The following is a 12,796-nucleotide window of genomic DNA, read 5'->3' on the forward strand; positions in this document are numbered from 1 at the left end:
AAGAATGCTAACAGGTTATACAAAATGGCCAAAAGAATTTGCAAATCGTTACCGAGAAGAAGGCTGTTGGCTTGGGGAAACATTTGGCGGGATGTTAAGAGAGCGAGCTGAAAAATATGGCGATCAAATTGCAGTTGTAAGTGGTAATACGCATATTACGTATAGTGAGTTTGATAAAAAAGTAGATCGATTAGCTTCAGGGCTACTGAATTTAGGAATAAAGCAAGAGGATCGAGTTGTAATCCAGCTACCTAACGTTATTGAGTTTTTCGAAGTATGTTTTGCGCTATTTCGAATTGGGGCACTTCCTGTTTTTGCATTACCTTCACATCGAAGCAGTGAAATTAGTTATTTTTGTGAGTTTGGTGAGGCGAGTGCTTACGTTATTTCAGATAAAGCTCTCGGTTTTGATTATCGAAAACTAGCAAGAGAAGTGAAAGAGAAAGTGCCAACTTTACAACATGTAATTGTAGTGGGAGAAGAAGAAGAATTTGTGAACATAAGTGATTTATATATAGATCCCGTTCCATTACCAGAAATTCAGCCAAGTGATGTTGCGTTTCTCCAATTATCAGGGGGGACAACAGGACTTTCTAAATTAATTCCTCGAACGCATGATGATTATATTTATAGTTTACGTGTTAGCGCTGAAATTTGTAATTTAAGTGCAAAGAGTGTCTATATGGCCGTTCTTCCAGTAGCACATAATTACCCGATGAGCTCTCCTGGAACATTTGGAACTTTCTATGCGGGTGGAAAAGTAGTGCTGGCAACTGGAGGTAGTCCAGATGAGGCATTTGCACTTATTGAAAAAGAAAAAGTTACGATTACTGCTCTCGTACCACCATTAGCAATGATATGGCTTGATGCTGCATCTTCACGTAATAACGATTTATCGAGTCTAGAAGTGATTCAAGTAGGTGGCGCGAAATTTAGTGCTGAAGTTGCAAAACGTATACGCCCTACATTTGGATGTACATTACAGCAAGTATTCGGTATGGCGGAAGGATTAGTGAACTATACAAGATTAGATGATCCGGAAGAAATTATTATTTATACACAAGGTAGACCAATGTCTGCACTCGATGAAGTACGAGTTGTTGATGAAAATGACAACGATGTAAAACCTGGCGAAGTAGGTAGTTTATTAACAAGAGGGCCATATACAATTCGTGGTTATTATAAAGCAGAAGAGCATAATGCACAATCGTTTACAAAGGATGGATTTTATCGCACAGGAGATCTTGTGAAAGTAAATGAACAAGGTTACATCATTGTAGAAGGAAGAGATAAAGATCAAATTAATCGTGGTGGTGAGAAAGTTGCCGCGGAAGAAGTTGAAAATCATCTATTAGCACATGTTGCAGTACATGATGTAGCGATTGTATCTATGCCTGACGATTATTTAGGAGAACGTACTTGTGCATTTGTTATAGCTCGCGGACAAGCTCCGGCAGTAAGTGAATTAAAAAAATTTTTAAGAGAGCGTGGTATAGCAGCTTATAAGATTCCAGATCGAATTGAATTTATTGAATCATTCCCGCAAACAGGCGTTGGAAAGGTAAGCAAAAAAGAACTACGTAAAGTCATTGCTGAAAAACTTATTACAGTAAAACAATAATAAAAACCGGAAGGAAGTGATTAGATGGCTATCCCATCTATTTCAGTATATAAAATGCCAATTGAATCAGAACTACCAAAAAATAAAGTGGATTGGAAACCAGATCCGAAACGTGCGGTTCTTCTAATCCATGACATGCAAGAATATTTTCTTGATGCATATAGCGATAAAGAGTCACCGAAAGTAGAACTCATTTCAAATATTAAGGTGATAAGAGAAAAATGTAAGGAACTTGGTATACCAGTTGTTTATACAGCGCAACCGGGTGGACAAACACTAGAACAACGAGGGTTATTACAAGATTTTTGGGGGGACGGTATTCCTGCTGGACCAGATAAAAAGAAAATTGTCGATGAACTTACTCCTGATGAGGATGATATATTCTTAACAAAATGGAGATATAGTGCATTTAAAAAGACAAATCTATTAGAAATTTTAAATGAACAAGGAAGAGATCAACTCATTATTTGCGGTATTTATGCGCATATTGGCTGCCTTTTAACAGCTTGTGAAGCATTTATGGATGGAATTCAGCCGTTCTTTGTAGCGGATGCAGTTGCTGATTTTTCACTAGAACATCATAAACAAGCGTTGGAGTATGCGTCAAATAGATGTGCAGTAACGACATCAACTAATAGTTTGTTAACAGAGTTACAAGGTTTAAAAGATGATGATGAAATCACTTTACAAAAAGTACATGAACTAGTTGCACAATTACTTCGTGAACCAGTAGAGAGTGTTGGGACTGATGAAGATTTATTAAATAGAGGACTTGATTCGGTCAGAATTATGAGTTTAGTAGAGAAGTGGCGTCGCGAAGGAAAGGAGATTACTTTTGCGGATTTAGCAGAGAACCCAACAGTTGTTGATTGGCATCGCTTATTATCTCTGCAAACAGAACGTGTACTTTAATATAGACTACATAATAAAGGGGTAGTGAAGAATGCCTAATAGTCAAAAGATTCGTCATTCGTTATCATCTGCGCAGTCTGGTATGTGGTTTGCGCAACAATTAGATCCGCTTAATCCAATTTATAATACTGGGGAATATGTAGAAATAAACGGAAATATTCATCAAGACATTTTTGAATTAGCTGTACGTAAAGTTGTAATGGAAGCAGAAGCACTTCATGTTCGCTTCGAAGAGGATGAAATTGGCCCATGGCAAGTTATTGAAGAATCACAGTTTCATATGCATTTTATTGACGTTCGTAAAGAAGAAAATCCTGAAGAGGCTGCTAAAGCATGGATGAAAAATGATTTATCTATGCCAGTCGATTTGAAAAAAGATACTTTATTTATTGAAGCACTTATTCAAGTTGAAAATAATCGTTTCTTTTGGTATCAGCGCATCCATCACATTGTGATGGATGGCTATGGATTTTCACTTCTTAGCCAAAAGGTAGCGAATGAGTATACATCACTTATAGAAGAAACAAACAAGAATGAAAAGACATTTGGTTCTCTTGCAAAAGTTGTGCAAGAAGATATGGAGTATCGTGAGTCTAAACAATTTCAGGAAGATCGTGCTTTTTGGTTAGAAAAATTTGCGGATGAACCAGACGTTGTAAGTTTGGCAGAACGAGCACCGAGAACATCAAATGGATTTTTACGCGAAACAGCTTGTTTATCTAGTTCTAGTACAAAAACTTTACTAGAAGATATCAATATTTCGTTAACAAGTTGGCCGGAATTCATTGTCGCTGTAACAAGTATTTATATGCATAAATTAACAGGTGAAAATGATATTGTTTTAGGTTTACCGATGATGGGGCGTCTAGGTTCTGCATCTATTCATACACCGAGTATGGTAATGAATTTAGTACCACTTCGTCTTACTGTAACCCCAAATATAACTCTCGTAGAATTATTACAGCAAGTTTCTAAAGAAATCCGAGACGTACGTCGCCATCATAAATACCGTCATGAGGAATTAAGAAGAGACTTAAAGTTATTAGGTGAAAATCAAAGGTTATTTGGACCGTTAGTGAATGTTATGCCTTTTGATTACGGGCTTAACTTTGGTGGGAATCGTGGTATTACACATAATTTATCAGCAGGACCTGTCGATGATTTATCAATAAATGTATATAAACGTTTTGATCAAAATGAGCTAATGATTCATTTTGATGCGAATCCGGAAGTATATAATGGTGTGGAGCTAGCATTGCATAAAGAAAGATTTATGCAATTATTAGAATTAATGATAAATGCTTATCAAAAAGACGAGTCGATTGGAAAAATAAATATTACTCTTCCTGAAGAAAATCATAAAGTTTTATTGGAATGGAATGAAACGAAGGAAGACGATGAGTTAATCAGTCTACCTATATCATTTGAAAAACAAGTGCAAAAAACTCCAAATAAACTAGCGATTACTTGTGACGGTGTAAACTTTACGTATAAAGAGCTAAATGAACGAGCGAATGAACTAGCACATTATTTAGTAGAAGAAGGAATAAGACCAAATCAGTTTGTAGCTTTAGTATTTCCAAGATCAATAGAAATGGTAACTAGTATGCTAGCAGTTTTAAAGGCTGGTGCAGCGTATTTACCAATAGATCCAGAATACCCAGCTGAGCGAATAAATTATATAGTAAATGATGCAAAACCAGTTTGTATCATAACACATTCATCTGTTTCATCTAAGTTAGTTATAGAAAATGATATGAAAAAAATTGTATTAGATGACGAAGAAACGAAACTAGCATTACATACATATTCTCGTATGAATATAGAATGTAAGAATGATGTATCAATTTTAAACCCAGCCTATACAATATATACTTCAGGCTCAACGGGTAACCCAAAAGGTGTAATTGTTCCTATGAGAGGTTTAAGTAACTTTTTAATGGCTATGCAACAAAAGTTTTCGTTACATGAACATGATCATTTATTAGCAGTAACAACATTTGCGTTTGATATTTCTGCTCTAGAAATTTATTTACCTCTTATTAGTGGGGCAAGTTTAACAATTGCGCAAAAGGAAGACATTCAAGAGCCTTCTGCATTAACGACACTTTTACAGGAAGAAAGAGTGACCATTATGCAGGCTACACCGACGCTTTGGCAGGCGTTAGTAACTGATTATCCAGAGAAGCTACAAGGGCTAAACATACTAGTTGGTGGTGAAGCTCTTCCAGCGCATTTAGCAAATAAATTAAAAGAATTAGGTTGTTCATTAACTAATTTATATGGACCAACTGAAACGACTATTTGGTCTACTGTCATGAACATCGATGAAAGGGAAAGTGGTATACCTCCTATTGGAAAGCCAATTTGGAATACAGACGTGTATGTATTAGATGCAGGTTTACAACCAGTACCACCTGGAGTAATGGGTGAATTGTATATTGCAGGGGAAGGGCTTGCAAGCGGATATTTAGGAAAACCGGAGTTAACAGCTGAACGGTTTGTTGCAAATCCTTATGGAAAACCAGGGCAGCGCATGTACCGTACAGGTGATCTAGTAAAATGGCGCAGTGATGGTGTTTTAGAGTACATGAACCGCGCAGATCATCAAATTAAAATTCGTGGTTTCCGAATTGAATTAGCTGAAATTGAAATGGTATTACAACGCCATGAAAATATTAAGCAAGCAGTGGTTATGGTACGAGAAGATCGTCCAAATGATAAACGAATCATTGCGTATATTGTTGCCGAAGAGAAGGAAACGATTCATCTTTCAGAAATTCGTTCTTATGTTTCAGAAAGTTTAGCGAATTATATGGTGCCATCAGCATTTGTATGGCTAGAAGAATTACCATTAACGCCAAATGGAAAGGTTGATAGAAAGAAATTACCTGCTCCTGATTTTAATGGCATGAACAATGAGAGAGTTGCTAGAAATCCGAAAGAAGAAATATTATGTGATTTATTTGCAGAAGTACTTGGTGTTTCTCGCATTAGCATTGATGATAATTTCTTTGAAATGGGTGGACATTCGCTTCTTGCATCGCGTTTAATGGCAAGAATTCGTGAAACGTTAAGTGTCGAATTAGGAATTGGAAAACTATTTGAATCGCCAACTGTTGCTGAATTAGTGAAACAATTGGATCGAGCAAAAACTGCAAGACCAGCGATTAAGAAAGTAAGTAGGCCAAATGAAGTTCCACTTTCATTTGCACAGCGTAGATTATGGTTCTTACATTGTTTAGAAGGTCCAAGTCCTACTTATAATATTCCATTAGTCATTCGTTTGTCTGGAAAGTTGAACGAGGGAGCATTACAAGGTGCCTTTTATGATGTAGTCGAGAAACATGAAACACTTAGAACAATTTTCCCTAACGTATTAGGTAGTTCCTACCAGGAAATTTTACATATGGAAAACTTAAATCTTGAAATGATTATAACAAATACATGTAAAAATGAATTAGAAAGTGTACTTGCGGAGGCTGTAAGATATAGCTTTAACCTCGATGTTGAACCAGCAGTTCGTTTGCAACTATTTACAGTGAATGAAAACGAACATGTATTACTAATTCTATTGCATCATATTGTAGGGGATGGCTGGTCGTTACAACCGTTGACGAGAGATTTTACAGCGGCGTATAAAGCGCGATGTCAAGGGAACAAAGTACAGCTGGAGACACTTCCAGTTCAATACGCAGATTATGCACTTTGGCAACAGCAATTGTTAGGGGATGAAACTACACAAGAAAGTCTCATTTCAACACAATTAGATTTTTGGAAGAAAGAGTTAAAGGGATTACCAGATCAATTGGAGTTACCTACAGATTATCAGCGTCCAATGGAAACGAGTTACAGAGGAGAAACAATTCATTTTCATATAGATGCAGGTATGCATAGTAGGTTAGTAGAGCTCGCACGGAAAAACGGAGTTAGTTTGTTTATGGTATTGCAAGCAGGACTAAGTGCGCTATTTACAAGATTAGGTGCAGGCACTGATATACCAATTGGAAGTCCGATTGCTGGAAGAAATGATGATGTACTTTCAGATATTGTTGGTTTATTTGTAAATACATTAGTGTTACGTACAAATACTTCAGGAGATCCAAGTTTTAAAGAATTATTAAATAGAGTGAAGCAGGCAAATCTTGCAGCTTATGAAAATCAAGATGTTCCATTTGAACGACTCGTTGAAGTGTTAAACCCGGTGCGTACTCGAAATAGTCATCCGCTATTTCAAGTTATGTTAGCTTTCCAAAATACGCCAGAAGCAATCTTTGATGTCCCGGATATAGAAACGAGCCTTGAAATTCAAAGTGTTGGCTCTGCGAAGTTTGATTTAACATTTGAAATTAGTGAGAGTCACGGGGTTGATGGTACTCCGAACGGTTTACATGGTTTACTAGAGTTTAGTACCGATTTATATAAACATGAAACGGTTCAAAAACTAATAGAACGATTCATTTTGTTATTAGATGATGCGGCGACAAATCCAGATCAATCCATTGGCAGATTAGAAATATTAACTTTAGCAGAGAAAAATACAGTGTTAGAAAAGTGGAATGGTGGTTTTCAAATTGCACCAGAAATGACATTGCCACAATTATTTGAAAAGCAGGTTCATATTAATCCAAATGCTATTGCTGTCGTCTTTGAAAATAAGAAATTAACTTATGAAGAGTTAAATAGAAAAGCAAATAAAATAGCTCGATTCCTAATAGCAAAAGGAATTGGTCCTGATCAACTCGTTGCTTTAGCAATGCCAAGATCATTAAACATGGTTGTAAGCTTATTAGCTGTTCTTAAATCTGGTGCTGGATACCTACCGTTAGATCCAGATTACCCGTCAGATCGTATTTCATTTATGCTCCATGATGCGAAACCATCATGTGTTTTAACAAATTCAGAAGTGGAAATTGAATGTGATGAGGCACTAAAAGTTTTAGTTGATGATGTGAAAGTAATAGCAGAAGTTGACAAATATAGTGAAGACAATATTGATGAAGTGGAACGAATTAACCCGTTATCTCCATCACATATTGCTTATGTTATTTATACGTCAGGCTCAACGGGTAGACCGAAAGGCGTTATGATACCTCATCAAAATGTAGTAAGACTTTTAGGCGCAACTGATCATTGGTTCCAGTTTGACGGAAACGATGTTTGGACGATGTTCCATTCTTACGCTTTTGACTTCTCGGTTTGGGAAATTTGGGGACCTTTATTATATGGAGGGCGTCTAGTCATAGTACCGCATACTGTAAGTCGCTCGCCGAAAGAATTTTTACAACTTCTTGTTAAAGAAAAGATAACTGTTTTAAACCAAACTCCATCAGCATTCTATCAATTGATGCAAGCAGATCGTGAAAATGAAGAGATTGGCCAAAATTTATCTTTACGATATATTGTTTTTGGAGGCGAAGCACTTGAGCTAAGTCGATTAGAAGATTGGTATAGTCGACATCCTCATAACGCACCGAAGCTTATTAATATGTACGGTATTACTGAGACGACAGTACATGTTAGTTATATTGAGCTAGATGAGAGTACCGTTTCTTTACGAGCAAATAGTTTAATTGGGTGCAGTATACCTGATCTTAAAGTATACGTATTAGATCATTATTTACAACCAGTGCCACCTGGAGTAGTTGGAGAAATGTATGTTGCAGGTGCAGGGCTTGCTCGTGGATATTTAGGAAGGGCAGGTTTAACTGCAGAACGTTTTATTGCAGATCCATTTGGCAAGCCAGGTACAAGAATGTATCGTACTGGAGACTTAGCACGCTGGCGTCAAGATGGGACGCTAGATTATATAGGACGTGCAGATCATCAAATAAAAATTCGTGGATTCCGAATTGAATTAGGAGAAATAGAAGCGGTCATAATGAAACACCCTACAGTTGAGCAAGTAGCAGTTATTGTACGGGAAGATCAACCAGGGGATAAACGATTAGTTTCTTATATCGTCGCATCAAATAATGAAGCGATTGATACGAATGAAATGCGTCAGTTTGCTAGTGGTAGTTTACCAGATTATATGGTTCCATACGCTTTTGTAGTAGTAAATGAGTTCCCTTTAACTCCGAACGGTAAGTTAGATAGAAAGGCATTGCCAGCTCCAGAATTTATCGTATCATCTTCTAGTCGTGGACCAAGAACACCGCAAGAAGAAATGTTATGTGACTTGTTTACAGAAGTGCTAAGTGTACCTCAAATTGGAATTGATGACGGATTCTTTGATTTAGGTGGTCATTCACTCCTTGCAGTGCAGCTTATGAGCCGTATTAAAGAAGCACTTGGGATCGAATTAAATATCGGAACTTTATTTGCAGCACCTACTGTCGCAGGCCTTGCTGAAAGACTTGAAGTGGGAAATGGACAAAGTGCACTCGATGTGTTGCTTCCGTTACGAGCAAGTGGAAACCAATTGCCACTATTTTGTGTACACCCAGCAGGTGGATTAAGTTGGTGCTATGCAGGACTTATGAAATCTTTAGGAACAGATTATCCAATCTATGGTGTACAAGCACGTGGTATCGCTAAAAATGAAGAACTTCCAAAAAGTTTAGAGGAAATGGCAGCGGATTATTTAAAACACGTTCGTGAAGTACAGCCTCACGGACCATATCGTTTACTCGGTTGGTCGCTCGGAGGAAATGTTGTGCATGCAATGGCAGCGCAACTACAAAATGAAGGGGAAGAAGTAGAATTACTCGTTATGCTAGATTCTTATCCTGGTCACTTCCTACCGAATACGGAAGCGCCTACTGAAGAGGAAGCGTTAATCGCATTACTTGCTTTAGGCGGATATGACCCAGATAACATGGATGGTAAACCACTTACGATGGAAAGTGCAGTTGAAATCCTTCGTACAGATGGAAGTGCATTAGCAAGTCTTGAAGAAGAGACTATATTGAACTTGAAAGAAACATATGTAAATTCGGTAGGATTATTAGGGAGATACGTACCGAAAGTTTATAATGGAGATATTTTATTCTTTAGATCTACTGTTATACCAGACTGGTTTGATCCTATTTCTCCAAATACATGGCTAAATTATTTAGATGGGAAAATTGTGCAGCATGATATTGACTGTAGACATAAAGATCTATGTCAGCCAGGTCCACTTACGGAAATTGGACAAGTATTAGCGAAATATTTGCAGAATAAGAAAGGGGTAAGGAGAGTATGACGAATCCATTTGAAAATGATAATTACACATATAAAGTATTAATAAATGAGGAGAACCAGTATTCTCTCTGGCCTGTCTTTCTTGATGTACCTATTGGGTGGAATGTCGTACATGAAGAAGCTAGCAGGCACGATTGCTTACAATATGTTGAAAATACCTGGACGGATTTGAATCCAAAAAGTAATCAAGCTGGTGAAAAAATAGTAGTAGGAAAACGATAATGAAAGCAAAAATAAATCCAAAAGTAGTTGTAAGCATCGTATATATAACAGCGATGTTTATGGCTGCCATGGACGCAACGATTGTAAATGTAGCACTGCAAACGATAAGTAAGGAACTGCAGGTGCCACCATCTGCTATGGGGACAGTTAATGTTGGATATTTAGTTAGCTTAGCTGTTTTCCTTCCGATTTCTGGTTGGTTAGGAGATCGATTCGGTACGAAAAGAGTATTTCTAGCTGCTCTTTTCGTATTTACAACCGCATCTGCGTTATGTGGGATAGCGAACGATATTACATCCTTGAATATTTTTCGTATTATTCAAGGTGCTGGTGGGGGGCTTTTAACACCAGTTGGGATGGCGATGTTATTCCGAACATTTTCACCAGAGGAAAGGCCGAAAATTTCTCGGTTTATTGTGTTGCCAATTGCTGTCGCACCGGCAGTAGGACCAATTATTGGTGGCTTTTTTGTAGATCAAATGTCTTGGCGCTGGGCATTTTATATTAATCTACCATTTGGAATCGTTGCATTGCTATTTGGACTTCTATTTTTAGCAGAGCATGTTGAAAAATCAGCTGGTCGCTTTGATTCTCTCGGCTTTATTTTATCAGCACCAGGATTTGCGATGCTCATATATGCACTCAGCCAGGGACCGTCAAAAGGGTGGATTTCTCCAGAAATTATGAGTACTGGGATAGCTGGGGTTGTATTCATTACATTGTTTATAATCGTAGAACTGAAAGTAAAGCAACCGATGTTAGATTTACGCTTATTAAAAGAACCAGTCTTTAGAAAGATGAGCCTTATTTCATTATTTTCATCAGCTGGTTTACTAGGAATGTTATTTGTTTTTCCGCTTATGTATCAAAATGTAATAGGAGCATCCGCACTGGAATCAGGTCTTACTACATTCCCAGAGGCCATTGGATTAATGATATCGTCACAGATCGTACCATGGTCATATAAGAAATTAGGAGCTCGTAAGGTAATTTCTATCGGGTTAATTTGTACGGCGATTATCTTTATTTTATTAAGTTTTGTAAATCACGATACGAACCCTTGGCAAATACGGGTATTATTGTTTGGCATAGGTATTTTCTTAGGTCAATCAGTTGGAGCAGTTCAATTTTCTGCATTTAACAATATAACGCCGCCTTCTATGGGGAGAGCAACTACTATATTTAATGTGCAAAATCGATTAGGTTCAGCGATAGGGGTTGCTGTTTTAGCTAGTATACTAGCTGGTTTTGGAAATAACAGTGCACAACATAATGCTCATTCAGATTTCTTACCATATCAAGCGGCATTAATTGGATCAGCAATATTTTTACTCGTAGCATTACTATTTTCTTTACGTATTTCTGATAAAGAGGTAATGTCAAAAAAGAAGAAAAAACCGTTACCTGTATTACAAAAAGAGAAAGAAGTTGTAAATGAATAGGTTTGAAAATGGTCTTTTGAAATAAAATGATATTGGTATTTAGAAGGAGAGAGTTTACATGATAGAAAGTAAAGTTGTAGATTCTATACCGATTTTGAATGAGAATGATTGTCAAATATGGTGGGGAAGGATTTCGGATTTACAATCATGGCATTACAATTTACTAAATGATGTTGAACGAGAGAAAGCAAATTCATATCATCATTCGGCAGATCGTGCTCGTTTTATAATCGGTTGTGTAATTAGTAGATTAGTTCTAGGTAAAATACTTTCTATGTCACCAGTTCAAGTGCCAATTGATAGGCTGTGCCCAGTATGTAAGTTACAACATGGTAGACCACAATTACCAGAGGGGATGCCGCAGTTATCGGTTTCACATTCGGGTGAGTGGGTTGTAGTTGCATTTACAAAGTCTGCACCTGTAGGCGTTGATGTTGAACAAATGAATCCAGATGTTGATGTTATGAAAATGGTAGAAGGCGTATTAACCGACATTGAAATAGCGCAAGTTATGAAGTTGCCTAATGAACAAAAAATAGAAGGTTTTTTAACATATTGGACTAGAAAGGAAGCTGTGCTCAAAGCGACAGGTGAAGGTCTAATGATTCCACCAGTGGATATTACTATATCAGCTCCAAATGATCCTCCAAACTTGTTAGTTTTTAAGGATAGACAAGAGTTAGTAGAAAATACAGTGATGAGAGATTTAAGGCCAAGTATAGATTATATAGCTTCAATTGCAATATGTAGTAAAGAAGTCACCGAAATCATACAGCTGGATGCAGTAGCGCTTTTAAATTATAAATAAGTTTAATAAAATATTTTATAGAAGAGGTGTTCCTCATGCTAGTAGCGGAAAATAGAACAAATGAATCCACTTATAATGTACAAGCAATTAAAAATATTTTATTTTCTGGAGATACATCATCTATTCATGCTTTAGAAAAGTTATTGAATGATACAGTTCAGTTTGATGTTCTAGAACAAGAGGTGCTGGATAGACAGTATATCCCGAAAGAAGCAAAGAGTTTCTTTGATAAAAACGGAACATTTCTTTACCGTGTATCCAATATTAGTTATAAAGGGAAAGTATTATCTGAAAATCTCATTTTTGCGGATACCTCGTTTTTACCAAATACAATAAAGAGGGAGCTAGAGAGTGGAAACATTCCAGTTGAAAAACTTATAGAAAAGATGGAAGTAAGAAGGAACGTATTATATGAAGGATATCAGCCTTCTGGGAATATTATTGAATTATTTGATGGATGCTCTGTTTCGGCGCATGTGTATCCAACAAGAAAATATCAAATTGTAAGTAACTGCAGATGCATATTTTATATTTGCGAGGTGTATCATGCAGAAAATATAAAGCAATTACTAAATTAAAACAAGAAACCAGCCTATAAAATGG

7 protein-coding genes are annotated in these 12,796 nt (G+C 36.9%); all 7 read left to right on the forward strand.

The features are described from left to right. The first annotated feature begins 4 nt into the window (after positions 1-4). The 7 genes from EGX95_RS10270 to EGX95_RS10300 are packed head-to-tail and all read left to right on the forward strand — an operon-like array spanning position 5 to position 12,771. A complete protein-coding gene (locus EGX95_RS10270; protein ID WP_000955360.1) occupies positions 5-1,621 on the forward strand; it encodes a (2,3-dihydroxybenzoyl)adenylate synthase in 1,617 nt (538 codons plus the stop codon). A 24-nt stretch (positions 1,622-1,645) separates the two neighbouring features. Continuing rightward, positions 1,646-2,533, forward strand: a complete 888-nt coding sequence (gene dhbB, locus EGX95_RS10275; protein ID WP_001007245.1) for an isochorismatase — start codon at positions 1,646-1,648, stop codon at positions 2,531-2,533. Between the two features lie 31 nt (positions 2,534-2,564). Beyond that, positions 2,565-9,722: an amino acid adenylation domain-containing protein gene (locus tag EGX95_RS10280; protein WP_001133893.1), complete on the forward strand. Its 7,158-nt coding sequence runs from the start codon at positions 2,565-2,567 to the stop codon at positions 9,720-9,722. Then, complete coding sequence (locus EGX95_RS10285) at positions 9,719-9,943, forward strand: MbtH family protein (protein WP_000184065.1); 225 nt, start codon at positions 9,719-9,721, stop codon at positions 9,941-9,943. The genes EGX95_RS10280 and EGX95_RS10285 overlap by 4 nt, the downstream gene beginning before the upstream one ends. After that, positions 9,943-11,385, forward strand: coding sequence for an MDR family MFS transporter (locus EGX95_RS10290; RefSeq protein WP_000644780.1), 1,443 nt, complete (start codon positions 9,943-9,945; stop codon positions 11,383-11,385). The genes EGX95_RS10285 and EGX95_RS10290 overlap by 1 nt, the downstream gene beginning before the upstream one ends. A gap of 58 nt (positions 11,386-11,443) precedes the next feature. Beyond that, complete coding sequence (gene sfp / locus EGX95_RS10295) at positions 11,444-12,193, forward strand: 4'-phosphopantetheinyl transferase Sfp (RefSeq protein ID WP_000572989.1); 750 nt, start codon at positions 11,444-11,446, stop codon at positions 12,191-12,193. A 35-nt stretch (positions 12,194-12,228) separates the two neighbouring features. Continuing rightward, positions 12,229-12,771, forward strand: coding sequence for a hypothetical protein (locus tag EGX95_RS10300; RefSeq protein WP_000959145.1), 543 nt, complete (start codon positions 12,229-12,231; stop codon positions 12,769-12,771). The last annotated feature ends 25 nt before the right edge of the window (positions 12,772-12,796 follow it).

Source organism: Bacillus sp. FDAARGOS_527 (genome assembly GCF_003812125.1).
GTDB classification, from domain to species: domain Bacteria; phylum Bacillota; class Bacilli; order Bacillales; family Bacillaceae_G; genus Bacillus_A; species Bacillus_A paranthracis.